The organism is Bordetella tumbae (assembly GCF_965139195.1).
Lineage (GTDB): Bacteria > Pseudomonadota > Gammaproteobacteria > Burkholderiales > Burkholderiaceae_B > Bordetella_A > Bordetella_A tumbae.
In genome coordinates, this window is record NZ_CBCSJH010000017.1 from 68,221 (window position 1) to 91,360 (window position 23,140).

The window sequence follows — 23,140 nt, forward strand, 5'->3', positions numbered from 1 at the left end:
GCATCATGCAATGTCGTTTTGAAGATCGTCTGGCCGGGCGTGCACTGAATCTGCAGCGCCTGCGCCAACGCATCGAAGCCCGTCACCGCGAGGAATTGCCTGCCGCGCTGGACGCCATCGAGGCCGCGCGCCGCGCAGGGTATTGGGTCGCGCTGCTGCTCGACTACGAGCTGGGGGAATGGCTGGCCCCCGAAACCACCTTGCCGCCGCCCACAGGCGNCGCGGCAACACGGCAAGTCGCCGATGGCACAGCTCGCCTGGCAGGGTTGGTATTCGAGCGCATGACCGTTGAAGCGCCGTGGCCGGCGGAGAACACCGTACCGACACGGACTGCGGAAAACACGCCCACCCTGCACGCAAGCGAGGTCCCTGCCTCGACCTCCCCCGGCTCCGCAAATACCGCAGACATAACGACTCGGCATGTACCAGCCGCACATATCACTTCCATCCGGCCTCGCATGGCACGAGCAGACTATCTGCGCCAGATCGAAGCCATCCGCCAGCTGATAGCCGCGGGCGAACTCTATCAGGTGAACTACACCCTGCCTCTGGATGTACAGCTGCAAGGCGACCCACGTTCGCTTTACCAACACCTCGCAGCTCGCCATCCGGTAGCCCACGGCGCCTATATCGAAGACGGCCAACGCACCGTACTGTCGTTTTCCCCAGAGTTGTTTGTGCGGCGAGAGGGCGCCCGCCTGACGGTACGCCCGATGAAAGGCACCTCGCCACGCCATCCAGATCCCATCGAAGACGAACGGCTCGGCCGCGAACTGCACGCCAGCGCCAAAAATCGCGCAGAAAACCTGATGATCGTGGACCTGCTGCGCAATGATCTCGGCCGCCTGGCCCGCCCTGGCTCGGTCCAGGTGCCTGCGCTATTCACCCTGGAACGCTACCCCACCGTGTGGACGATGACCTCCACGGTGACCGCCGAGGTCCCGGACGCGACGTTCAGCCAGATCCTGCACTCCCTGTTTCCTTGCGGCTCGATTACCGGCGCGCCCAAGATCGCCGCCATGCGGCGCATCCGCCAAATGGAAATCGCACCGCGCGGCCTGTACTGCGGGGCCATCGGCTGGCTCGCGCCCGATGGGGATTTTTCGCTGAACGTCGCGATTCGGACGCTGGTGCTGGATCAAACTGGCCAAGGGGTTTATAGCGTCGGAGGCGGCATCGTGCACGACTCGGATCCGGAACTGGAATGGCAGGAGTGCCAGTGGAAAGCTCGGCTCTTGCAGGATGCCATGCCAGCCTCTGCGTCGGGACCGGCATAGTTATCTGCCGCGGCACGGCTGCGGCGGCCGCACCGGCATCGGCCTCTCACTCCATCATCGGATAACATTCCAACTCACCCCCGCATTCCATCACCGGGCCGTTTTTCCTGCACTCGAGATTCAGATCATGTCCGCTGAGCTGATCGAAACCATGCTTGTCGACGCAGACGGCAACATCCCCCTGCTGCCCCGCCACCTGGCCCGCCTGGAAGCCAGTTGCGCCGCGCTGGACTATCCATGGGCGGGTGCGCTGGAAATCGAACGGGCCCTGTATTCCGCGCTATCCATGCTGGCCACACCCGGTATGCACCGGCTGCGATTGCTGCTCAATCGCACGGGACACCGCACTGTCCAAACGGCCCCCTTGCCCGCGTTGCCCGACGTTCAGCACATCATGCTGTCTGATGAGGTACTGGACGCAGACGAACCCCTGCTGCGCTACAAAACCACCTATCGCCCCTGGTACACCGACGCCGCGAGCTGGCTGGCCGCGCATCCCGACGTATTCGACCTGCTGTACCTGAATCAACGCGGGGAGCTCTGCGAAGGCAGCCGCAGCAACGTTTATCTGCTGATCCGGGGTGTCTGGTACACGCCTCCAACCAGCAGCGGCTGCCTGCCGGGCGTGCAGCGCGCGGAGTTGCTCGATCGAGAGTCGGTGCACGAACGCACCCTGAGCGCGCAAGACCTGCATCAGGCCGAAGGCATACGCCTGTCCAACGCGCTGCGCGGCTGGTTCGACGTCACCTTGCGATCAGTCTGATCCATGCGTAGCATGGCCGGCCTCAAGCGGCCGGCGCCGACGTTAAACAGGGGAAGACGTTCAGGCGTTGACTACGCCTTTGCTTTCAACGCCAGTTGCAACGCCTCGTTAGCGACGGCCATCCCCATCGCTGCCGTCACCGTCACGACAGAGCCATATCCCGCGCACGACAGTCCCTGCGGCGCAACCGTCTGAGCGGCGGCCCCCATATCGTCGGTCACCTCGGCAGCGCGCGCCCAAGCCGCGGGCATGATCGCCGGCTGATCGAACCAGAGCGCTCTCACTCCCATGCGCGGGACCCGTTTGAGCGCCTTGCCGCGTGCGTCGCTGGCCTTGGGAAATCCGTGCTGGCGGCGCAATTGATTGCGCAGCTTGGCCAGTAGCGCGTCGTTTACCGCCTGCGACAAATCCCCCGCGCGCAAGGCCAGCGGATCCGTCTTGCCCCCCGCGCCGCCACACAATAGCAGTGGCACGCGGCGCTCGCGGGCATACAGCACCATCGCGATTTTGGCCGCTGCCTGATCCGTGCAATCGACCAACACGGCATACGGCCCAGGCAACACCTGATCGATATTGCCGGGCTCGACGAAATCCTCGACACGCGTCAACACGCACGCCGGGTTGATCGCCTGAATCCGATCCGCCATGGCGTCGACCTTGGACTGCCCGATGGTTGAGGTCAGGGCATGAATCTGCCGATTGACGTTGGATTCCGCGATGTTGTCCAGATCGATCAGGGTCAACGCCCCCACGCCGCATCGGGCCAGCGCCTCTGCAACCCAGGACCCCACTCCGCCCAAACCCGCCACTGCAATGTGTGCCTCTCGCAAACGAGCCGGCGCATCCGGGCCATATAGGCGCGCCAAACCACCAAAACGGCGTTCGGCGTCGACGTCATCCAAGGTAGGTGAAATATCCATGGGCGCTATTTTCCCACGACGGCGTACCGCACAGCGCAATCCACACAAAACGACCCAGCTTCGGCCAAACGTTGCAATAAGGACACACCCTGACAATCTCTGATTCGATGCGCGTCGCGCCCTGGGAAATCACAACTTCTGTGATCTATCAATTAATTAACATCAGTTCATCCCAACCGGGCGGCTATATGCCGACAAATGTGCCGTTCGGTTTTCTTGTTCCATCAAATTGCCCGGCTGCGCTCTCTCGACACCCCGGAGACTTAAGATCAAAATCGCAGAAGTTAATGCCGCATCAGTGTCAACTTCAGCCCCTTCCCCCTCTTCTTCCTCTCATGCGACGGAGTTTTCCGGAGCGGGTCTGCTGTGCGTGGTTGCCATGCTCAACCACATCGCCCTCACCGGCGGACGCATCACCGTATCGCTAACTGCCCTGCAACTGGGGCTATCTACGTTTATTGTGGGCAGTTTGGTCGCGGTATTCGCGGTCATCCCCATGTTGATGTCGGTACGGGCCGGCCAGTGGATCGACCGTATCGGGATACGCCGCCCCATCACCTTGGGCAATGCATTGGTTGTCACCGGCACAGTCTTGCCCTTTATCCACCAACACCAGATCACGCTGCTCATTGCAGCCTGTAGCATCGGTACTGGCTTCATGTTGCACCAAGTCGCGACCCAGGATGTGTTGGGGCATGCCGAACCTGCGCGCCGCCTGCGCAATTTTTCCTGGTTGTCGCTCTCCATGGCGGGCTCCGGATTCAGCGGTCCGCTCATCGCCGGGCTGGCCATCGATCATTTGGGTTCACGGCTGGCATTCGGCATTTTGACCCTGGGGCCACTGCTGGCCCTGGCCGGGCTGCGCCGGCTGCAGCCCGCTCTGCGCGCCGTGGACGAGAGCATAGAGCCCGCTGCGCGGCAGATCGCACGCCGGCGGGCCACCGAATTACTGCAACTCCCACCCCTGCGGCGCATCCTGATGGTCAATACCATTTTGTCGGGCGCCTGGGATACCCACCTGTTTGTCGTACCGCTGTTCGGGGTCGCCATCGGGCTGTCCGCCACCACGATCGGCACCATACTTGCGTCCTTCGCGCTGGGAACTTTCCTCATTCGGCTGGCATTGCCGTTTATCCAGACGCGCGTACGTTCCTGGACGCTCGTGCGCACAGCCATGGTCATCACGGCGGTAGATTTTCTCGTTTACCCGCTTTTCGCCGACGTTGCGGTCCTGATTGCGCTATCTTTTGTTCTGGGTTTGGCCCTGGGATGCTGCCAACCGAGTATGCTGTCGCTACTGCACCAACATACGCCGCATGGTCGTGCCGCAGAGGCGGTGGGTTTGCGGATGGCATTCATCAATGCCTCGCAAGTCTCTCTGCCATTGACCTTTGGCGCGTTGGGTGCGGTAATTGGCATCGCTCCCTTGTTTTGGGCCTACGCTGCCGCGCTGAGCGCAGGCGGCTGGGCCAATCGTCACCCCCCGCAAGACGCAGAAACTCCCGCGCCGTGAATTCGCCGACCCCTCCTTCCGCCCTCACCGCCCCTGTCCCCCCTTTTCGTCTCTGGACGCCCGAAGAACGACGCGCCTCGCTTGACGAGGCTCTCAAGCATTGGCGCGAGGGCGAAGACGTCTGGGTCTACGCCTACGGTTCCCTGATCTGGCGCCCCGATTTCGATTTTCAGGAACGCCGGCTGGCGACCTTGCGTGGCCACCATCGTGCGCTTTGCTTGTGGTCTCGAGTCAATCGTGGCACCCCGGAATGCCCGGGACTGGTATTCGGGCTCGATCGTGGAGGCTCCTGCCGGGGAGTGGTCTATCGCTTGGCGGGCAACTCCGTCCCTGATTTTTTCCCGGCATTGTGGAATCGCGAAATGTCCACCGGCGCCTATTTGCCCCGCTGGATCAACTGCACCACGGACCAAGGCTCCGTACGCGCGCTGGTATTCATCATGAACCGCGACAACCCGGCCTACATCCGGACGCTGCCCGAGCCCGAACTGCTGGCTATCGTGCGACGCGCCTCCGGCAGCTGCGGCCCCTGCACGGAATATGTGGTCCAAACCGCCTCGGCCCTGCGCGAGGCCGGCATACATGACGCGCGCCTGGACCGGATCGCCCGGCAACTCGAAGAACAGGCCGACCCTCTGCCCGATAACTGAACCCCATCTCACGAAGGCGGTAAACTGGGGGATACCCGATTTCTGATGCGCCTGGATGTCCCGCCTCATGTCTGTCTCTGATCTGCGCCAAAGCTACGAAAAAAATGTCCTGCTCGAGGAGACCGCTGCTGCGTCGCCGCTCGAACAGTTCAGCCAGTGGTTTGACCAAGCCCTGCAGGCCAAGGTCCCCGAGCCCAATGCCATGACGCTGGCCACCGTTGACAGCACAGGCCAGCCGTCGGCCCGCACCGTGCTGATCAAGGGCTTTGATGCGCGCGGTTTTGTGTTCTTTACCAATTACGAGTCCCGTAAAGGGCGTGACCTGCTGGACAACCCGCGCGCCGCATTGCTGTTTTTCTGGCAACCGCTCGAGCGTCAGGTGCGCATCGAGGGCGTCATCGAAAAGGCCTCGGCCGAGGAATCCGACGCGTATTTCCATAGCCGTCCGCTGGGCTCCCGCCTGGGCGCCTGGGCCTCGGAGCAAAGCCAGCCCATTACGCGCGCCGAGCTCGAAGCCCGCGAGCAGACATTCCGCGAGCGTTACGGCGATCAGCCGCCCCGGCCCCCCCACTGGGGAGGGTACCGCCTCGTACCGACCTTGTTCGAATTCTGGCAGGGCCGCGCATCGCGGCTGCATGACCGCCTGCGGTATTTGCCCGACGGCCAAGGCAGCTGGGTCATCGATCGCCTGTCGCCTTGAACCCTAAGCCCTCCTGAGCGACTCTCGCCCCCGCCGACCGCTGCCTGCATGCCCCATACAGCCCCTTCCTTCGATGCGAGCTTTTTCCGTACCGCGCTTGGCCGTTTTGCCACCGGCGTCACGGTCGTCACGACGGCCGCTCCCGATGGCGCGCCGATCGGCCTGACCGTCAGTTCGTTCAATTCGGTCTCGCTGGACCCTCCCCTGATACTCTGGAGCCTGTCCCGCCGGTCGAGCTCGCTCGAGGTATTCGAACAATGCGAATGCTACGTGGTCAACGTGTTGTCTGCCGGCCAGATTGCGCTGGCGCGGCGCTTTGCCACAGGCAATACCCGCGAGCGCTTTGACGGGCTGCCCCGAGGCCAGGCCCCTGGCGGTACGCCCATGCTGGATGAGTATTGCGCGGCCTGGTTCGAATGCCGCAACCGCAGCCGCTACGTCGAGGGCGATCACATCATCATGGTGGGCGAAGTCGAACGCTGCGGCCACACCGCCGAAGCGCCCCTCGTTTTTCATGCCGGCGGATTCGAATTGACCCCGGCTCACGCTGACTCAAAATAAACCCGGTTCCCTTATGAGTACTGACATCGATTGCATCGTGGTCGGCGCTGGCGTCGTAGGCCTGGCAGTAGCGCGCGCACTGGCCCTGCAAGGCCGCGAGGTCTTGTTGGCCGAGGCCACCGAAGGGATAGGCACAGGCACCAGCTCCCGCAACTCGGAAGTCATCCACGCGGGGATCTACTATCCCGCCGGCAGCCTCAAGGCGCAATTGTGCGTGCGCGGCAAACACATGCTGTACGACTATTGCGCCACACGTGGCGTGCCTCACCAGCGCCTGGGCAAACTGATTGTCGCGACGACGGACGACGAAGCCCTCTTGCTGGACGGCATCGCGCAGCGCGCCCTCGCCAATGGTGTTGACGATATGCGCAAGCTCACCGCCGCCGAGGCCATGGCACTGGAGCCGTCCCTGCACTGCACGGCCGCCCTGCTGTCGCCATCCACCGGTATCGTCGATAGCCACGCACTGATGCTGGCCTACCAGGGCGATGCGGAAAACGCAGGCGCGCAATGCGTCTTTTACACGCCGATGCAATCGGCCCGCGTCCGGCCCGAAGGCGGATTCGAGGTGCAGTTCGGCGGCGAAGAGGCGATGAGCCTGTCGTGCAATGTATTGATCAATGCCTCGGGCATTCATGCACCTACGCTGGCACGCCACATCGATGGCCTGCCGCCGGCCAGCATTCCGAACGAATATCTGTGCAAAGGCAGCTATTTCACGCTGACCGGCCGGGCGCCGTTTTCGCACCTGATCTACCCGGTGCCTCAGCACGCCGGCCTGGGCGTGCACCTGACGCTGGATATGGGCGGGCAAGCCAAATTCGGCCCGGATACCGAATGGATTCCTGTCGAAGACTACACGCTGGACCCGAGCCGGGCCGACGTGTTCTATGACGCGGTCCGCACCTATTGGCCCGCCTTGCCTGATGGCGCGCTTGCTCCTGGCTATACTGGCATCCGCCCCAAGATTTCCGGCCCTCACGAGCCTGCCGCGGATTTTGTCATTGCCGGCCCCTCCATGCACGGCGTCGCAGGATTGGTCAATCTGTTCGGCATCGAATCGCCGGGCCTGACCGCCAGCCTCGCCATCGCCGACGAGACCGTCGCTCGGTTATCGTAATTTTCCCGCCGCCGAGCCGCAGCGTAGTGACCTTATTATTTTTCTCAGATCATGCCGCATAACGATCATATCCTGACCCTTTCCTGCCCCGATCGCACGGGCATCGTGTATCGCGTCAGCGGCCTGCTGTTCGAGCTGGGCTGCAACATCCTGGATTCTCAGCAATTCGGCGATGACGAAAGCGGCCGTTTCTTTTTGCGGGTGCATTTCGACTTGCCTGCCGACGTGACCGCGGACAGCCTGCGCGAACGGTTTGCACCCATGGCCGATACGTTTGCCATGGACTGGCAAATCCATGATGCACGCCGCAAGCCTCGCCTGTTGATCATGGTCAGCAAACAAGGACACTGCCTGAACGACCTGCTGTTCCGCGTACAGAGCGGCCAGCTGCATGCCGAGATCGCTGCCATCGTGTCCAACCACAATGACTACGCGAGCCTGGCCGCGTCGTACGGTATTCCGTTTCACCATCTGCCGGTCACGCCCGACACCAAGGCCGACCAGGAAAGACAGGTCTTGAGCCTGGTCGAGTCAGAAAACATCGATCTGGTGGTCCTGGCGCGCTACATGCAGATCCTGTCGCAAGACATGTGCCAGGCGCTAAATGGCCGCGCCATCAACATCCACCATAGCTTCTTGCCGAGCTTCAAGGGTGCGCGCCCCTATCACCAGGCGCACGCCCGCGGCGTCAAGATCATCGGCGCGACCGCACACTACGTGACGTCCGACTTGGACGAAGGTCCGATCATCGAGCAAGACATCGAACGCGTGGATCACACGATGACGGCACAAGACCTGACGCAAGTCGGCAGCGATGTGGAATCGTTGGTGCTGGCCCGTGCCGTGCGCAGCCATGTCGAGCACCGCATTCTGCTCAATCGCAACAAGACAGTCGTGTTCCGTTAGGCCTTTTCGCCGGTCTTGCCATAGTGGTTGCGCACCAGCCGGACGGCGGTGCGCAACAGCGGCGAATCCACCGGTCTCGGCCAGATAGCCTGACTGATGGACCGCGCCTGGTGATCAAACGCGATAAAGCGCGTGCCCGCCAAACCGCTGCGAGCCAGGCACGCAGGCACGATAGACACCCCCAATCCCTGCGACACCAGCGCTGCAACGCTGAGCCAATGGCGAACCTCGTGGCGTATGACTGGGTGAAAGCCTGCGGTCACACACATCGACAATACCGTCTCGTAATAGCTGGGCGAGGCCTCACGCGCAAAGAAAATAAAATCATCCTTGGCGACCGCTCGCAGCGACACCCGGCGGCGGCGGGCCAACGGATGCGTATCAGGCACGCACAGCACAAAAGGTTCGGCCAACAGATCCAGCGTCCGGACTTCGCCCGGTGCAGGATTCGCGTGAATGAACCCTAAGTCCTGTTCGCCTCGGCGCACGGCCTCTAGTTGATCATGTGAATTCAGCTCAATCAGCACGTGCTCGACATCGGGCAAAGCCGCACGCATCGACGCCAGCAAATCAGGCAAGCCCCGGTACAGCATCGACCCGACAAACCCGATGCGCAGACGCCCGCGCAAGCCGGCGTCAACACGCTGTACCAACGTCCCGATGGCCTCGGACTGACGCAATAAGGCCTGCGCCTCGCGATACAGCACGCGCCCGGCTTCGGTCAGCGCCACGTGGCGGCTGGTGCGTTCCAGCAGTTGCGCTCCCAGCGTCGTCTCCAATTGCCGAATGGCATAACTGAGAGGCGGCTGAGAAATATGCAGCCGCTGCGCGGCACGGCTGAAATGGCGTTCTTCGGCGACCGCAATGAAGTAACGCAACAGACGTGGCTCCAGATCCATGGGCATCTCCCGTCGATGTTTGAATCTATATTTAATTTATATCGTTCAACATTAAAACAGTATTTGTATAGATGGATGGTTTCGGTAACGATGCGTGCTCCAGCGCATGCATTACGTCCTTTCTCGAGCCCGCCATGACTTTGTCGCCAGCCTCCTCCGATGTGCCCGATTCCCGGGGCCTGAATCTGTTTCGCGCGGATCCTTATGCAGCCGCGATGAGCGCACGTTATCTGCCGCCTGACTTACACGCGCACCTGCTGCCGCATCTGGATCGCCTCGGAACCCTGGCCGGCTCACGCATCGACGAACTGGCCGCCATTGCGGATCAGAATCCCCCGACCCTGTCTGTACGCAACCGTGCCGGGCAGGACGAATCGCGCCTACACAAACATCCCGCCTATATCGAGCTGGAACGCCTGGCCTACAGCGAATTCGGTTTGGCGGCCATGTCGCATCGCGGCGGCGTGCTGGGCTGGCCCCTCCCCATGCCGCCCGCGGCCAAATATGCCTTGAGCCATCTGTTCGTTCAGGCGGAATTCGGCCTGTGCTGCCCGGTCAGCATGACGGACTCGCTGGCACGTACGTTACGCAAGTTCGGCGACCCAGCACTGATCGAACGGGTGCTGCCCCAAGTCACCTCGCAGGATTTCGATGAATTGCGCCAAGGCGCAATGTTCATGACAGAGCAAGGCGCGGGCTCCGACGTTAGCGCCACCACCACGCGTGCAGCATTGCAGGAAGACGGCACCTGGCGGCTATATGGCGACAAGTGGTTTTGCTCCAATGCGGATGCGGGGTTCGCCATGGTGCTGGCGCGCAGCGAGCCCGCCGAGGGCTTGAAAGGCGTATCGCTTTTCCTGCTGCCGCGCGACTTGCCGGACGGCACGCACAACGCCTATCGGATTCTGCGTCTGAAAGACAAGCTCGGCACACGCTCGATGGCCAGCGGAGAAATCCGCCTGGAGGGCGCACAAGCCTGGCTGGTCGGTGAACGCGGCAAAGGGTTCCAGCAGATGGCCGACATGATCAACAATTCCCGGCTATCCAATGGCATGCGGGCAGCCGGCTTGATGCGGCGGGCGGTCACTGAGGCGATTTACTTTGCCCAACATCGCCGTGCCTTTGGCAAACGGTTGATCGAGATGCCGTTGATGCGCCGGCAGTTGGTCAAGATGACCGTCTGGGCAGAGCAAGCGCGCAGTGTGATGTTTCAAACTGCGGCAGCGTTGGCTGAAGCCGAACACAATACACAGTCCGCGGCATTGGCCCGCATCATGACACCGTTGATCAAATTCCGCGCCTGCCGCGATGCGCGTAAAGTCACCGGAGACGGCATGGAAGTACGCGGCGGCTGCGGCTATATCGAAGAATTCGTCGAAGCCCGCCTGGTGCGTGACGCCCATCTGGGATCCATCTGGGAAGGCACCAGCAACATCGTGGCGCTGGACGTATTGCGTGCGATTCAGAAAACCGATGCCTTGGCAGCGTTGCGCCAGCATATCGATGCGCTCTTGCAAGCTGGCGTACCGTGCAGCCCTGCCGTAGCTGACACGCAAGCCAAAGCCCTGGAGAGCGCCTTTTCGCTCGCCCATCATGCGGCACTGAAAGACCGTCCCGACCTGGCGCGCCAAGCGGCATCGGCGCTCTATCATGCGCTATCGATTGCCGCACTGCGCTGGGAGGCCTCAGGGACGGCGCTGGCCGATCGTAGCCTGCTGGCCGACCATGTCGTGCGACACCGCCTGGCGCAGCCCAATCCGTGCGCCATTCCAGACGATGAGGACGACAGCTGCCGCGAACTGCTGCGGCATTTCTTGCGGCCAGACAGCCCCGAGGCACAAAGCATCAGCTAGGCATTTAGCAAGCGCGGCCTCGTAGAACTCAGAAACCTGCGCACGTCGAATGCAACGGAGCGCAGGCGCAGCGTAGGGAAATTTTCCCAAAACATCAGACCTGTTCAACGGGCAAATATTCACACCACAGGAGACAACTATGCAACGACGACATTTCTGCCTGACACTGGCCAGCGCCGCCTTGTTGGCGTCCACCTCTGTTCGCGCCGCGCAGGCATTCCCCAATCAGCCGGTCACGCTCATCGTGCCCTTTCCACCGGGCGGGCCCACCGACGCGATGGCGCGACGCCTGGCCGAAGGATTAAAACGCCAATTGGGCCAAACTGTCGTCGTGGAAAATCGCCCTGGCGCCGGCGGCAATATCGGCGCGGAATATGTCGCCCGCGCCAAACCCGATGGCTACACCATCATGTTCGGTACCTCGGGCCCGCTCGCCATCAACGGCAGCCTCTACAAACAGCAGCAATACGATCCGCAAAAGAGCTTTGCTCCCATCATCCGTATCGGCCATTTGCCCAATATCCTGGTCGTTCATCCGTCGCTGCCCGTACACAATGTGCAAGAGCTGATCGCCTATGCAAAACAGAATCCGGACAAACTCAGTTATGCCTCGTCCGGCAACGGCGCCTCTTCGCATCTGGCCGGCATCCTGTTCAACAAAATGGCGGGCACGCAGATTCTGCACATCCCCTATAAAGGCACGGGGCCTGCGTTGAACGATTTGCTGGGTGGACAGGTATCGATGTCGTTCACCGATATTCTCACCGCGCTGCCGCATGTCCAGGCAGGCACATTGCGCGCCATCGGCCTGGCCAGCGCGCAGCGTTCACAAGCGCTGCCCGATCTGCCCACCCTGTCAGAACAAGGGTTGGACGGCTATGACGTCAGCGTGTTCTTTGGCATCGTGGCGCCGCGGAATACCCCCAGCGATGTGGTCGATAAATTGAACCAGGCATTCATCGCCGTCCTGGCCGATCCTGACGTCAAAGAGACCTTGCACAAACAAGGCATTGTTGAAGCAGACGACAAAACCCCTCAAAGCCTGGCCTCGTTCATCGATGCACAGGTTCCGAAATGGCACGCCATCATCCAGGAAGCCGGCGTCGCCTTAGACTAAGGAATCCAGCATGTCTCTCCCTTCGCTGCCGCCTGGCGCGTTGACCGGATGCAAAATCATTGACCTGTCGCGCGTACTGGGCGGACCCTACTGCACGCAGTTGCTCGCGGATCATGGCGCCGATGTCATCAAGATCGAACCGCCCGCCGGCGACGAAACACGCGGATGGGGCCCGCCATTCCTGAACGAGACTGCGTCATACTTCATTGGTGTCAATCGCAATAAGCGCGGCATGACACTGGATCTGTCTGAACCTGCAGGGCAGGAGCTGCTGCGTCATCTATTGGCCGACGCAGACGTGCTCGTCGAGAATTTCAAGCCTGGCACTCTGGAAAAATGGGGTCTCGGGTACGAGCAGCTCAGCGCAGCGTTTCCTCGCCTGATTCACTGCCGCGTCAGCGGCTTTGGCGCCGACGGCCCATTAGGTGGCCTGCCCGGCTATGACGCCTGCGCACAAGCCATGTGCGGCCTGATGAGCGTCAATGGCGATGCCGATGGCGATGCCACACGGGTCGGCTTGCCTGTCGTCGACATGGTCACGGGCTTGAACGCAGCCGTCGCCGTCTTGCTGGCGTTGAACGAACGCGTGCGCAGCGGCCTGGGCCAGTTTCTGGACATCACGTTGTACGACTGTGCGGTGTCCTTATTGCATCCGCATGCGGCGAATTATTTTTATAGTGGCAAGGTCCCTGGCCGCACCGGGAACGCACATCCCAACATCGCGCCCTATGAAACGCTGCCGACACAAAGCGGCCCGATCTTTCTGGCGGTAGGCAACAATCGGCAGTTTGCGGCGCTGGCGCGTGCGCTGAACGCCGAGGCCTTGTTGGCTGACGCACGATTTACAAACAATGCGGATCGCCTGCAACATCGTGATGCCCTGCGTGCAGTGTTGACGGAAAAACTGGTCTCGCACGACGCCGCAACGCTGGCAGAACAGCTCTTGCGACAAGGGGTGCCCGCCGCAGCGGTACAAAATGTAGAGGACGTCTTGCATCATCCACATACCCGGCATCGCAGGATGGTGTTGGAACAAGGCGACTATCGAGGCGTGGGATCACCGATCAAGTTGTCTCGCACGCCGGCCAGTTTGCGGCGATTGCCGCCGGAACTGGGAGAACACAACGAGGAGATACGGTCTGCCATAGACGTCACGCCCTGAGCCCGGTGTGCAGCCTGAACAGCACATCCCGCTCAAGCGCAGGCTGGCGATGATCCCTCATCGATCATGTCCAGCCATGCCAGGGCCAGGTCATGCAGCGGCTTGTCCACGAGTTTGCCGTCCACCGTCACCGCGCCATGCCCGCCTCGCGCGATTGCGTCTATCACTCGCTTGGCCCAGGCCAGCTCATCCTCTGAAGGCAAAAATCCCCTATTCACCGGCGCCACCTGCTTGGGATGAATACATAGCTGCCCGCCAAAGCCGAGGCGGCGGGCAGCCGCTGCCGCGGTTTGCAATGCGTCGGAATCATCCCAATGCAAGGTCGCGCCATCGATAGGCGCTGCCAGCCCGGCCCGTCGCGATGCCAGCACCAGGGCGACGCGTATTGGCAGCCAGCCATTTTCGTCTTGAATCCCCGTATCGCGCGCAAAATCCACGCTGCCGAATACCAGGCGTACGACCCCGGGCGCCCGCGCCAGGGCCCCTGCATGTTCCACCCCTGCGGCCGTTTCGATCAAGGGAAACAGGCATACGTCATCGCCCAAGCGCCGGCGCAATTGATTCAACACTGACGGGTTTTCTGCCTTGGGCAACATCACTGCATGACAGCCCGTCTGCTGCAAGGCGCTGACATCAGCGTCAAACCAAGGCGTGTCCGCGCCATTGATGCGTATCAACGCAGGGCAGGCAGATGAGGCGAGCCACTGCACCGCCAGACTGCGCGCCCGTACTTTTGCCTCCGGCAACACCGCGTCCTCGAGATCCAGAATGATGGCGTCCGCGCCGGCCGACGCGGCCTTATCAAAACGCTCGGGACGATCACCCGGCACAAACAGCAAGCTACGCAGACGTTTCCTCACTCATGTCTCCTCGCGAACTGAAAAACGACGCCGCTGCACCACCAACAGCGCGCCGCACAGTAATGACGGAATCACGATCAGGACGAAAGCGATCCGATAGCTGTCAAACAGCGCCATCATCGCGCCGAACAAAGGCGGTCCCACGACAACGCCCAGAAAAGTACATGTCAGCGCGCCGCCCGTAGCCATGCCGGTTTTTCCCGCTGGCGCCTGACGCGCGATTTCCGCCAGGTATACGCCGTTCCAGCCGACGGCTGCCGCGCCCAGCACCACCAGCGCCAGCGCCACCATCGGCACAGGAGCCTGGGCCGATAACGACGCCAACACCAGCACTCCCAACCCCATCAGGGCAGCCAGCACGGCCAGCATCAGAGCCGCCCCCAGATAGCGGTCGGCACACCATCCCCAAAAAATACGTCCCACCACCCCGGCAACCTGGCCCAGCGACAACAGGGCGCCCGCCGCAATCAGGGTGTACGCGAGACTATCGTGCAGATACGTCACCAGGTACGCGCTGAACGACCATTGCACCGCCGAAAAGCATAACGAGGCGCCAGCCAACAGTGACAGCGTTCTACGCGAAAAAATCAACGCCAGCGGCGCACGTAGATTTCCCAGTCCTGCCGTTCGGGCTGGTTTGCGGTCCGCATCCAGTTCGGCACGCACCCATTGCGCCAATAATGCGCATATCAGGCACGCCGCAGCCGTTACCAGCAGCGCCCCCTGCCACCCCACGCCTATCTCGAGCTTGGGGGCCAATAGACCCGCCAACACGCCTCCCAGCGGCACGCCGGTCTGTTTGACGGAAAACACGAACGACATCCGATGCACAGGCGTTGTCTGGATCAGCAGATGCGAACTGGCGGGCGTGATCGGTCCGTAGCCGAGGCCCAACAGTACCGCGCCTATAGCCAGCAACACCGTATACCCGGCCACGCTCAAGAGCAGCCCTGCCGCACACAACACCAGTCCCAGTTGACTGGCACGGATCGCTCCGAGCCGAGACACCCAGCCGCCAGCCATCAAGCTGCCTGCCATCGCCCCGACATACATCAACGACACGTAAATGCCGACCGACTCGCCCGCCACACCGGTCTGGGCACTGATCGCGGGCGCCAACACCGGCACCACCAATGCGGCTGCAGCCACCAATGACTGCACCGCCAACGTAATTGCCAGAACTGCGCCGCTGGAAACCCTCACACAGGCACCTGCCATTCACGGCGGAATGACTCGCGGTAACTGAAACGATCCGCGGGGTGGACACTGACGGCCAATTCAACCAACGCATCGCGCGCATCCATATATCGGCGCTCGAGCCGCAAGCCCGCCGATCCGGGCTTGGCCCCCAGGCGAGACGCCAGCGCCTTGTCCAATACGACACCCTGGATATCCTGATGCACCGTCGTAATCTGTACGTCGAACTCTTCCTCCAGGACCGCATACAGCGCACGCGTCATCCGGCCCTGTATGCCCGTCACTGAGCGAAAGGCCGGCGCGATATACGCGTCAGTCAAACAGATAGGCGCGTCATGCGCTTTGGTGTAACGCAATCCCCATACGTGCAGCCAGGTTTCGCCCGGCGACGCATCCAGGGTATCTGCCAGGTCTCCGTCCACATTCAACAATGCCTGGCCCTCGATTTCCAGAGAGGTTTCGTAGGCATACTGGCGCAGATCCGTAATCCCCGACATGGTCTGCGTGTACTGCGTCACCGGCGCCTGCCTGAGCACGCGGCTGCCGACGCCCGCCTGACGCGTCACCATCCCCATCTGTACCAACTGTTTGACCGCCTCGCGGATGGTAAAGCGCGACACGCCAAACTGATCACACAACTCAAACTCGGTGGGCAGCAAACTGCCCACCGGATACCGGCCCGCTCGTATCTCGTTGATCAGCGTCGTCGCCAGCTGCAAATATCGCGGGCGGCCCCCTGGCGCTTCGATCTTTACTGTCATAAAACGGAATTATTCCTCAAACTGGCAATCTGATCAGGTCCATAACCCGCCTGCGCCAGCAAATCGTCAGTATCAACGCCCATGGCTGGCGCCGCCCGGGTCAATGGGGCTTCTCCAGGGCACCGGATCGGTGACGCTACATTCCGGATCGCCCTGCCCTCCGTATCATAAGCGTCCAGCAAGCACTGACGCGCCTTTACAAACGAACTATCCAGCGCCTGGGCCACATCATAAACGGGCGCCGCGGGCACCCGGCCGGCAAAACGCGCCATCCAGTGGTCTGTCGTCTGGGACATGAAGACGGCTTCCAGCTCCTCATTAAAACGATCGCGGTTCTGCAGACGATCCTTGAAACTGCGGTAATCGGGGTTATCGATCCACTCGGGATGGCCCATCGCTTGCGCCAGCAAAGGCCAGAACTTTTCCTTGTTGCACATAATAAAGATCCAGCTGTCTGCCGTACGATACAACTGGCTGGGCACTAGCGAAGGATGCCCGGACCGAGGCGCACGTCCTGTTTTGTGCCCGCCGTTCAAATACCATGTTGCCAGATATCCCAGGTTGTGCAGCGCCACGTCGAACAGGCTGACATCCACGTCTCGCCCTATCCCGCTCTGGCGCGCACCCAGAACAGCCGATACCAGGCCCAGCGCTGCCGTCGTTCCCGTCATCAAATCGATGATGGACAGTCCGAATCGCGACGGCGGACCATCAGGCTCGCCGGTGAGCGACAAGTACCCTGCCTCCGATTGCATCAGATAGTCATACCCCGGCCAGCTCGCACGCTCGCCATCGCGGCCATACGCCGATAAATGCACGCAGACGATGTCCGCCCGCACGTCACGCAAGGCATCATAGGTCAGCCCGAGCCGCCCTGGCAGGTCTCCGCGCAAGTTATTGAATACCGCATCGGCGTGCCGGCACAGATCGCGCAGCACCTGCTGGCCTTGCGGCTGTTTCAAATCCAGCGTGACACTTTTCTTGTTGCGATTGAAGGCCTGATAAAAATGGCTATCTCCCGGTCCGAAATAGTGTGGTCCCACCGCGCGGCCGACATCACCGCCATCGTGAGGATTTTCTATTTTGATGACCTCTGCACCTAGATCGGCCAGATGCTGCGTGCCGAACGGCCCCGCGCCATATTGCTCCACCGAGACAATACGCAATCCAGTGAGCGGCAGACTCATACGCGGTTCCTTTCGATCAACTGCTTGGAAATGATGATGCGTTGCAGTTCGTTGGTGCCTTCGCCAATGACCAGCAGCGGCGCATCGCGGTAGAAACGCTCGACCAGGTATTCTTTCGAATAGCCATATCCGCCATGAATACGCATGGCTTCCAAAGAGTTCTCCACGGCAGTCTCGGTCGCAAAGAGCTTTGCCATCCCCGCCTCCATGTCGCAACGTTCACCGCGGTCATAGGCTTGTGCCGCTTGCAGCGTCAACAGGCGTGCGGCTTGCGTGCGTGTTGCCATTTCGCCGAGCTTGGTCTGGATGGCCTGATGTTCGCAGATCGGCTTGCCGAAGGTCTTGCGCTGCTGGGCGTACTTGACCGACTCGCGCAACGCGGCTTGCGCCACCCCCACGCCGCGGGCCGCAACATTGATGCGGCCCAACTCCAGTCCGTTCAGGATCATCTGCAACCCCCGGCCTTCGACTCCGCCAATCAAGCGATCGGCCGCAATGCGGTAGTTCTCGAATACGAGTTCAGTCGAGTCGATGCCTTTGTATCCCAGCTTTTCCAGTTTTCGGCTGACGTTGAATCCCGGTCCTTTCTCCGCGATGAAAAGACTCATCCCTTTATGACGCGGCTCGGCTTGCGGATCCGTTTTGACCAACAGTGCAAAGCAATTTCCGTAATAGCCATTGGTGATCCACATCTTTGCGCCATTGACGACATACTCGTCGCCTTCGCGCCGTGCCGTGGTCCGAATCGCCTGCAGGTCGGTGCCGCAATCGGGCTCTGTCAAGCCAATGCCGCCACGCAGCTCGCCCGTCGCGAAACGGGGCAAAAACGCCTGCTTTTGTGCTTCTGTACCGTTGCGCTGTACGGCGGCCGCCATGATCAGATGCGAATTCAGAATGCCCGACAGCGACATCCATTCCTCGGAAATGCGCTCAATGATCTTGGCATAGATTGTCGTCGACAGCCCCAGGCCACCGTACTCCGGCGCAATCAGGCAGCCGAACAACCCCATGGCCTTCATTTTTTCGACGATTTCTTCGGGATAGACATCGTCATGCTCAAGCTGCCACACATGGGGCCGTACCTCTTGTTCCAGAAAGCGGCCGACCATATCCAGAATCAGTTGTTCCTGCCCATCATCGTGCATTGTCATCAGATACTCCTCAACCCCTATAGGCGGCACACGCCGCTCAAACCTCACGTCCCAATTGATCTGCCAGCGCGCGCGACGGCCCTTGTTCCAGTTGCAGCACACTCTGTTCAATGGCATCAGCCCGCGCCGCCGCCACTCGGCGCAATACGTTGTCCCGATACTTGGCCCGGATATCCGATTCGGTCAAAGGCCGGTCTTCCGCCCCGCGGTTGACTGCCTCGCGCTCGCGCAGCACACGGCCGTCTTTCAGCTCCACGATGACCTCGCCCGAGTAATGCTTGGGAAAACCGCTATCGGGATCGTGCCGGTAATCCGTCACCTCGGCCAAGGCCAGCACCGCCGGATCGCGCAGCGCGTCCGGCTCCAGATCGTCCAGCGTCAGCCGCCCCTTGCTCAATGCCGTACCGACCAGGTACGGAATGCTGAACTGCGCCTCATAGCTATTGGCGGGCTTGCGTTTGGAAGACTCGGGTTCGCATACCGTTTTGACGACCTCCTGCGGCACCAGCACCGTAATGCGATGTACTTGTTCCGCAGAGAGCCCTTGCGCATGCAACCGTGCGGCAGCGTCGACACTGGCATGCGTAAAGTGGCAGGCAGGCAAAGGCTTGACCGACACGCGCATCAACTCCCATCGATCGCCGAGTTCGGCAGTGGCCAGGCCGAGGTCATAGTCGGCTCCGCCCAAATGACTCGCATACAAGCCGAACCGCCCCTCATAGGCTAGACGCGTACCGGTATAACCATGCTTGCCAAACGTGGCTGCCGTGATACCCGCAGCCGCGGCCCAGCCAGGATGCATCCGCTTGTTCCATGCGCCGTCGTTGAGAAACTCCAGGCTGCCCGAGGCCAGAGACAGGGCGATGCCCTGCGCATCCACCATTTGCTGTACGTTCAACCCCAGCAGCCAAGCCGCTGCCAAGGTGCAACCAAAGGCGCCAATCAATCCCGTGGGATGAAAGCCGATTTGATGAAAGCCTCCCTTGGCTACCGCTCCCAGGCGCGTAGACACCTCCATGCCCAGCACATAGGCGGCCACCATGTCCGCACCGCTGCGGCCCTCGCGCGCCGCCAACGCCAACACGGTGGGCAACGCCGACGCCGTGGCATGAATCACGCCTCTGGCATGGGTGTCGTCATAATCCAGGCCATGCACCAGAATGCCATTGGCCAACGCAGCGTTACGCAGGTCCATGCGCCGTGAACTGCCGATCACAACGCTGTCGCCACCACCATCCAGCTCGTCAATCGCGGCCAAGGCACGGCGGGAAAAGTCATAGCCATGCGATGCGATGGCGATACCGACGGAATCCAGCATCAGCAGCCGGGCCCGCTCACGCACCTCATCAGGAATACGCCGTGCATCGAAACCGGCAGCGTATTGCGCCAATACTTCCGACAGAGCCAGTCCTGCAGCGGGCATTGCATTGTCTTTCATGTCTGTCCTCCAGAATCTATAACGATGCCGTCAATGCACGAGCGCCAACGACAATGCGGGAACAAAAGTGATCAGGGCCAAGGACACCAGCCTGGTGACGTAAAACGGCACCACGCCACGGGCGACCTGCTCGACCGGGATACGGGCGATACCGCTCATCACGAACAGGTTCAGGCCGATCGGCGGCGTCAACGTCGCGATCTCGACGTTCGCCACCATGATCACGGCGAAGTGAACAGGATCAATACCGAGGTGGGTCGCCATGGGAAAGAGCAACGGCGCGGTCAGCACAATCATGGCGACACCATCCAGGAACATGCCCAACACGAGCAACACCGCGTTTGCCAGCAGCAGAAACTGCCACGCGCTCATGTCCATGCGTTCCATGAAACCGATCAACGACGCCGACACGCCCATACGTGCCAGGATGAAGCCGATCAGGCTTCCACCCATGACCACCATAAAAATCATGGTGGACTGCAGGATCGACTCTTGTGAAGCCTGCCACACGTCCCGCCATTTCATCGTGCGGTAGATCAACACGCATAACAATGCGGCATAACCCGCCGCGACAGCCGACACCTCAGTGGGCGTAAAAATGCCCAGGTAAATGGATCCCAGCACCAGCACCGGCATGGACAACGCCCCCGCGGCACGCGGCAGGCGCCGCGTAAAGCCTGCGAAATCCGGGGTTCCCGCCGTATTCCCGTAACCATGCCGGCGCGTGAGCCATACCGTGGTCATCAATAGAAACGCCGCTTCCATCAGACCCGGCAGGATTCCCGCGATGAACAATTTGTCCACCGGCAACCCGACGATGGAGCCAATCAGGATGAAACCCAATGACGGCGGGATCATCAAGCCCAGTGTTCCGCCCACCGCGACCAAGGCTGCCGAAAACCGCGGCGGATAGTTCTCACGCTTCAGGCCATCCACCGTCGCGGCACCAATCGCGGCCGCCGATCCCACACTCGATCCCGACACGGCCGCGAAAAACACGCACGCCAGCATCACCGTCAGCGCCAGTCCACCACGCACGCAACGCACCAGGCTGCCGATGAGTTCGATCATGACTGCGACGATATTGCCGCGCATCATCAAATTACCCATCAATACAAACATGGGAATCGCCATCAGCGGATAGCTATTGATGGATTTGAAAGCCGTCTGGGCGACGACAGTCAGGGGGACGCCGTCCACCGACAACACCATGCCGCTGGATACCAGACCCATCGCAGTGCCGACATGAGCACCCAGCGCGAGCAGCACCAATAAGCCAATAACAGAGAGTCCCAGTGTCATAGCAACGGCTCCTGACGGCTCAACGCTGCGGTGACGCTCGCATCGGGCGCCTCTTCTACAGGCTCGGGGGCAAAGGGATCTCCCCAACGCCACGCATACCATGCGGCGCAGGCATAGTAGACAAACAGCGCCACACCTCCTACCGGCATCGCGAGAAACAGCAGCCACATGGGCAGCTCCAGCGATGACTCAGACACCATGCCCATCGAATAAAACCGCTGCACTTGCGGGATGGATGAATACGCCAGAATCAAAGCGAACCCCATACCCGCAATGCAAGACAGCAACCACACGGCGCGCTGCGCCATCAACGGCAAACGCTGAACCAGCAACTCGGTGCGAATGTGGTAATGACGAAAACCGGCGATCCCCAATGTCAGGAAAAAGGCCCACACCATCAGAAAACGTACAGATTCCTCGGCCCAGAAATAACTGACATTCAAGACATAGCGGCTAAAGCCCTCCACGATCATGATCAAGGTCGCGCCCAACGCAAGCACGGTGGCCAGCGCCAACGTCAATCGGGACATCCAGCCCAGTTTGCCGAATACCGGTGCAATGGTGGCTGCAGTTTGGATGGTCTTGCCTGACGCCTGCTTTGCGGAGGCCAATGGAGGGGATTCCAAATTACTTGCCATCATGGACACACTCCTTGCGTATGTTTTCCAGCTCGACAATCGCATCGGCATGCTTGCTGCGGAACCCCGCACCCGCTGCGACGACACGCGCTTTCAGTTGTTCGACCTGTTCAGGCGCCATGACCCGGTAATGCCCGCCCTGAGCCACCATCTGCTCGATCAGTTGCTGATCTTTGGCGACGGTCTCTTTCCACTGCTTGACGATGATCTCGTTCAACACGTCATGGATGGCCTTGCGCTGGTCCTCCGGCAATGCATCCAGCCAAGGCTTGTCCACCGTCACAGCGGACGTCGCCAGTCCCATGCCTGGCGCCAAGGTGGCGAATTTCGCGGTTTTTCCCAAGACGTCCACCCACCCTGCGGGCGACGTCATGGCGCCATCAATCGCACCCTGAGACAATGCCGCCGACATTTCCGAGGCAGACATGGAGATCGGACTGGCCTGCACGGCGCGCATCGCATCCAGCATGATTTGTCCGCCTATGACCCGGATCTTCTGGCCCTTGAGATCGTCCACGCTCTGGATATCGCGATCTTTCATGAGAAAAATCAGATCGGCCGTGCGCAAAAAACCCAGCACTTGTATGCCGCGCGGCTCGAGATAGCCGGAAATCTGGCGTGTGAACCGCTGCGAGAAACAAGGATTGGTCATATCCTCCGAGGTCAATGCAAACGGCAAGCTGGCGACACCGACGCGTGCATCGAACTGCTCCAACCGCGAAGACACCGGCCACACCATATGCACCGCGCCCGTACCCAATGCCGCCAAGCCATCGCGATCGTTATAGAGCTGCGATGCTGGAAAATACTTTCCCTGTATCGCGCCCCCAGTACGCTGACTCACCGCGGCAATAAACTGCTCGATGTAGGGGCTAGGATTGGTCGCCGATGGAATTTCACTGGTGATGATCATGTCGGCTGCGTTGGCCGCCGCCCCCCACCCCACCACCGCGGCTGCCGTCCAGGCCATGGCCCAATTCCGAAGTGCTTTCATTTCGTCTCCTCCGTTGCGGTGGTCCGACTATCCCGATGCGATGGAGCTGTCCATGCTGCAGGGCGCCGCTGATGCCACTCGGTGAATTGTTGATACCGTCGTCCCAACGCCAGCACACGATCCTCGCCCAATGGCGGCCCCACCAATTGCATCCCCAACGGCAAGCCCGCN

General features: G+C 61.1%; 22 protein-coding genes and 2 pseudogenes. 12 read left to right on the forward strand and 12 right to left on the reverse strand.

Features of this window, described 5'->3' with window-relative positions; all coding sequences use genetic code 11:
* Positions 1–5: 5 nt before the first annotated feature.
* From ACNA0J_RS17655 to ACNA0J_RS17665, 3 genes and pseudogenes are all read left to right on the forward strand, one after another.
* A pseudogene (locus ACNA0J_RS17655) lies at positions 6–219 on the forward strand (aminodeoxychorismate synthase component I); the annotation flags it as partial.
* A 1-nt stretch (position 220) separates the two neighbouring features.
* Positions 221–1,277, forward strand: a pseudogene (gene pabB / locus ACNA0J_RS17660) (aminodeoxychorismate synthase component I); the annotation flags it as partial.
* Positions 1,278–1,404: 127 nt separating this feature from the next.
* A complete protein-coding gene (locus ACNA0J_RS17665; RefSeq protein ID WP_415820161.1) occupies positions 1,405–2,040 on the forward strand; it encodes an aminotransferase class IV family protein in 636 nt (211 codons plus the stop codon).
* A gap of 71 nt (positions 2,041–2,111) precedes the next feature.
* Here ACNA0J_RS17665 and ACNA0J_RS17670 read toward each other — a convergent pair whose 3' ends face one another.
* The gene (locus tag ACNA0J_RS17670; RefSeq protein ID WP_415820162.1) at positions 2,112–2,960 is read right to left on the reverse strand and encodes a tRNA threonylcarbamoyladenosine dehydratase; all 849 of its coding nucleotides are present in this window, start codon (positions 2,958–2,960) and stop codon (positions 2,112–2,114) included.
* 298 nt (positions 2,961–3,258) lie between these two features.
* Here ACNA0J_RS17670 and ACNA0J_RS17675 point away from each other — a divergent pair, with 298 nt between their 5' ends.
* From ACNA0J_RS17675 to purU, 6 genes are all read left to right on the forward strand, one after another.
* Entirely contained in the window at positions 3,259–4,473 is a 1,215-nt protein-coding gene (locus tag ACNA0J_RS17675; RefSeq protein WP_415820163.1) for an MFS transporter, read from the forward strand.
* Complete coding sequence (locus tag ACNA0J_RS17680) at positions 4,470–5,123, forward strand: gamma-glutamylcyclotransferase (RefSeq protein ID WP_415820164.1); 654 nt, start codon at positions 4,470–4,472, stop codon at positions 5,121–5,123. Before ACNA0J_RS17675 ends, ACNA0J_RS17680 begins: the two co-directional genes overlap by 4 nt.
* A gap of 67 nt (positions 5,124–5,190) precedes the next feature.
* Positions 5,191–5,823 carry a pyridoxamine 5'-phosphate oxidase gene (pdxH, locus tag ACNA0J_RS17685; RefSeq protein WP_415820165.1) on the forward strand — a complete coding sequence of 211 codons (633 nt, stop codon included), beginning with the start codon at positions 5,191–5,193 and terminating at the stop codon, positions 5,821–5,823.
* A 48-nt stretch (positions 5,824–5,871) separates the two neighbouring features.
* A complete protein-coding gene (locus tag ACNA0J_RS17690; RefSeq protein WP_415820166.1) occupies positions 5,872–6,384 on the forward strand; it encodes a flavin reductase family protein in 513 nt (170 codons plus the stop codon).
* A 13-nt stretch (positions 6,385–6,397) separates the two neighbouring features.
* Positions 6,398–7,504, forward strand: a complete 1,107-nt coding sequence (locus tag ACNA0J_RS17695) for an NAD(P)/FAD-dependent oxidoreductase (RefSeq protein WP_415820167.1) — start codon at positions 6,398–6,400, stop codon at positions 7,502–7,504.
* A gap of 51 nt (positions 7,505–7,555) precedes the next feature.
* The gene (purU, locus tag ACNA0J_RS17700) at positions 7,556–8,410 is read left to right on the forward strand and encodes a formyltetrahydrofolate deformylase (protein WP_415820168.1); all 855 of its coding nucleotides are present in this window, start codon (positions 7,556–7,558) and stop codon (positions 8,408–8,410) included.
* Here purU and ACNA0J_RS17705 read toward each other — a convergent pair.
* Entirely contained in the window at positions 8,407–9,309 is a 903-nt protein-coding gene (locus ACNA0J_RS17705) for a LysR family transcriptional regulator (RefSeq protein ID WP_415820169.1), read from the reverse strand. The genes purU and ACNA0J_RS17705 overlap by 4 nt on opposite strands.
* Before the next feature lie 134 nt (positions 9,310–9,443).
* On the opposite strand from ACNA0J_RS17705, the gene ACNA0J_RS17710 reads away from it, so the two are divergent.
* From ACNA0J_RS17710 to ACNA0J_RS17720, 3 genes are all read left to right on the forward strand, one after another.
* Positions 9,444–11,162, forward strand: a complete 1,719-nt coding sequence (locus ACNA0J_RS17710) for an acyl-CoA dehydrogenase family protein (RefSeq protein ID WP_415820170.1) — start codon at positions 9,444–9,446, stop codon at positions 11,160–11,162.
* 139 nt (positions 11,163–11,301) lie between these two features.
* Positions 11,302–12,279 carry a Bug family tripartite tricarboxylate transporter substrate binding protein gene (locus ACNA0J_RS17715; RefSeq protein WP_415820171.1) on the forward strand — a complete coding sequence of 326 codons (978 nt, stop codon included), beginning with the start codon at positions 11,302–11,304 and terminating at the stop codon, positions 12,277–12,279.
* Between the two features lie 10 nt (positions 12,280–12,289).
* Positions 12,290–13,441, forward strand: a complete 1,152-nt coding sequence (locus ACNA0J_RS17720; RefSeq protein WP_415820172.1) for a CaiB/BaiF CoA transferase family protein — start codon at positions 12,290–12,292, stop codon at positions 13,439–13,441.
* A 32-nt stretch (positions 13,442–13,473) separates the two neighbouring features.
* On the opposite strand, the gene ACNA0J_RS17725 is transcribed toward ACNA0J_RS17720, so the two are convergent.
* The 10 genes from ACNA0J_RS17725 to ACNA0J_RS17770 form a co-directional block, all read right to left on the reverse strand.
* Positions 13,474–14,301 carry an HpcH/HpaI aldolase/citrate lyase family protein gene (locus ACNA0J_RS17725; protein WP_415820173.1) on the reverse strand — a complete coding sequence of 276 codons (828 nt, stop codon included), beginning with the start codon at positions 14,299–14,301 and terminating at the stop codon, positions 13,474–13,476.
* Positions 14,302–15,504 carry an MFS transporter gene (locus ACNA0J_RS17730; RefSeq protein ID WP_415820174.1) on the reverse strand — a complete coding sequence of 401 codons (1,203 nt, stop codon included), beginning with the start codon at positions 15,502–15,504 and terminating at the stop codon, positions 14,302–14,304. It lies immediately after the preceding gene.
* On the reverse strand, positions 15,501–16,259 hold the full coding sequence (locus tag ACNA0J_RS17735) for a GntR family transcriptional regulator (RefSeq protein ID WP_415820175.1): 759 nt from the start codon (positions 16,257–16,259) through the stop codon (positions 15,501–15,503). Before ACNA0J_RS17735 ends, ACNA0J_RS17730 begins: the two co-directional genes overlap by 4 nt.
* On the reverse strand, positions 16,256–17,446 hold the full coding sequence (locus tag ACNA0J_RS17740; RefSeq protein WP_415820176.1) for a CaiB/BaiF CoA transferase family protein: 1,191 nt from the start codon (positions 17,444–17,446) through the stop codon (positions 16,256–16,258). The genes ACNA0J_RS17735 and ACNA0J_RS17740 overlap by 4 nt, the downstream gene beginning before the upstream one ends.
* Complete coding sequence (locus tag ACNA0J_RS17745) at positions 17,443–18,597, reverse strand: acyl-CoA dehydrogenase family protein (RefSeq protein ID WP_415820177.1); 1,155 nt, start codon at positions 18,595–18,597, stop codon at positions 17,443–17,445. The genes ACNA0J_RS17740 and ACNA0J_RS17745 overlap by 4 nt, the downstream gene beginning before the upstream one ends.
* A gap of 37 nt (positions 18,598–18,634) precedes the next feature.
* Positions 18,635–20,035: an MmgE/PrpD family protein gene (locus ACNA0J_RS17750; protein WP_415820178.1), complete on the reverse strand. Its 1,401-nt coding sequence runs from the start codon at positions 20,033–20,035 to the stop codon at positions 18,635–18,637.
* A 30-nt stretch (positions 20,036–20,065) separates the two neighbouring features.
* Positions 20,066–21,337, reverse strand: coding sequence for a TRAP transporter large permease (locus tag ACNA0J_RS17755; RefSeq protein WP_415820179.1), 1,272 nt, complete (start codon positions 21,335–21,337; stop codon positions 20,066–20,068).
* A complete protein-coding gene (locus ACNA0J_RS17760; protein WP_415820180.1) occupies positions 21,334–21,978 on the reverse strand; it encodes a TRAP transporter small permease in 645 nt (214 codons plus the stop codon). Before ACNA0J_RS17760 ends, ACNA0J_RS17755 begins: the two co-directional genes overlap by 4 nt.
* Complete coding sequence (gene dctP / locus ACNA0J_RS17765) at positions 21,965–22,969, reverse strand: TRAP transporter substrate-binding protein DctP (RefSeq protein ID WP_415820181.1); 1,005 nt, start codon at positions 22,967–22,969, stop codon at positions 21,965–21,967. The genes ACNA0J_RS17760 and dctP overlap by 14 nt, the downstream gene beginning before the upstream one ends.
* Positions 22,966–23,139: hypothetical protein (locus tag ACNA0J_RS17770; protein WP_415820198.1), on the reverse strand; the 174-nt coding region annotated here is incomplete at its 5' end. The genes ACNA0J_RS17770 and dctP, both read right to left, overlap by 4 nt.
* Between the last annotated feature and the right edge of the window lies 1 nt (position 23,140).

Excerpts from the sequence above, each read along its gene's own strand:
- ACNA0J_RS17665 (WP_415820161.1), top strand. The coding sequence starts at position 1,405 with ATGTCCGCTGAGCTGATCGAAACCATGCTTGTCGACGCAGACGGCAAC.
- ACNA0J_RS17670 (WP_415820162.1), bottom strand. The coding sequence starts at position 2,960 with ATGGATATTTCACCTACCTTGGATGACGTCGACGCCGAACGCCGTTTT.
- pdxH (WP_415820165.1), top strand. The coding sequence starts at position 5,191 with ATGTCTGTCTCTGATCTGCGCCAAAGCTACGAAAAAAATGTCCTGCTC.
- ACNA0J_RS17690 (WP_415820166.1), top strand. The coding sequence starts at position 5,872 with ATGCCCCATACAGCCCCTTCCTTCGATGCGAGCTTTTTCCGTACCGCG.
- ACNA0J_RS17695 (WP_415820167.1), top strand. The coding sequence starts at position 6,398 with ATGAGTACTGACATCGATTGCATCGTGGTCGGCGCTGGCGTCGTAGGC.
- purU (WP_415820168.1), top strand. The coding sequence starts at position 7,556 with ATGCCGCATAACGATCATATCCTGACCCTTTCCTGCCCCGATCGCACG.
- ACNA0J_RS17705 (WP_415820169.1), bottom strand. The coding sequence starts at position 9,309 with ATGGATCTGGAGCCACGTCTGTTGCGTTACTTCATTGCGGTCGCCGAA.
- ACNA0J_RS17710 (WP_415820170.1), top strand. The coding sequence starts at position 9,444 with ATGACTTTGTCGCCAGCCTCCTCCGATGTGCCCGATTCCCGGGGCCTG.
- ACNA0J_RS17715 (WP_415820171.1), top strand. The coding sequence starts at position 11,302 with ATGCAACGACGACATTTCTGCCTGACACTGGCCAGCGCCGCCTTGTTG.
- ACNA0J_RS17720 (WP_415820172.1), top strand. The coding sequence starts at position 12,290 with ATGTCTCTCCCTTCGCTGCCGCCTGGCGCGTTGACCGGATGCAAAATC.
- ACNA0J_RS17735 (WP_415820175.1), bottom strand. The coding sequence starts at position 16,259 with ATGACAGTAAAGATCGAAGCGCCAGGGGGCCGCCCGCGATATTTGCAG.
- ACNA0J_RS17740 (WP_415820176.1), bottom strand. The coding sequence starts at position 17,446 with ATGAGTCTGCCGCTCACTGGATTGCGTATTGTCTCGGTGGAGCAATAT.
- ACNA0J_RS17745 (WP_415820177.1), bottom strand. The coding sequence starts at position 18,597 with ATGACAATGCACGATGATGGGCAGGAACAACTGATTCTGGATATGGTC.
- ACNA0J_RS17750 (WP_415820178.1), bottom strand. The coding sequence starts at position 20,035 with ATGAAAGACAATGCAATGCCCGCTGCAGGACTGGCTCTGTCGGAAGTA.
- ACNA0J_RS17755 (WP_415820179.1), bottom strand. The coding sequence starts at position 21,337 with ATGACACTGGGACTCTCTGTTATTGGCTTATTGGTGCTGCTCGCGCTG.
- ACNA0J_RS17760 (WP_415820180.1), bottom strand. The coding sequence starts at position 21,978 with ATGATGGCAAGTAATTTGGAATCCCCTCCATTGGCCTCCGCAAAGCAG.
- dctP (WP_415820181.1), bottom strand. The coding sequence starts at position 22,969 with ATGAAAGCACTTCGGAATTGGGCCATGGCCTGGACGGCAGCCGCGGTG.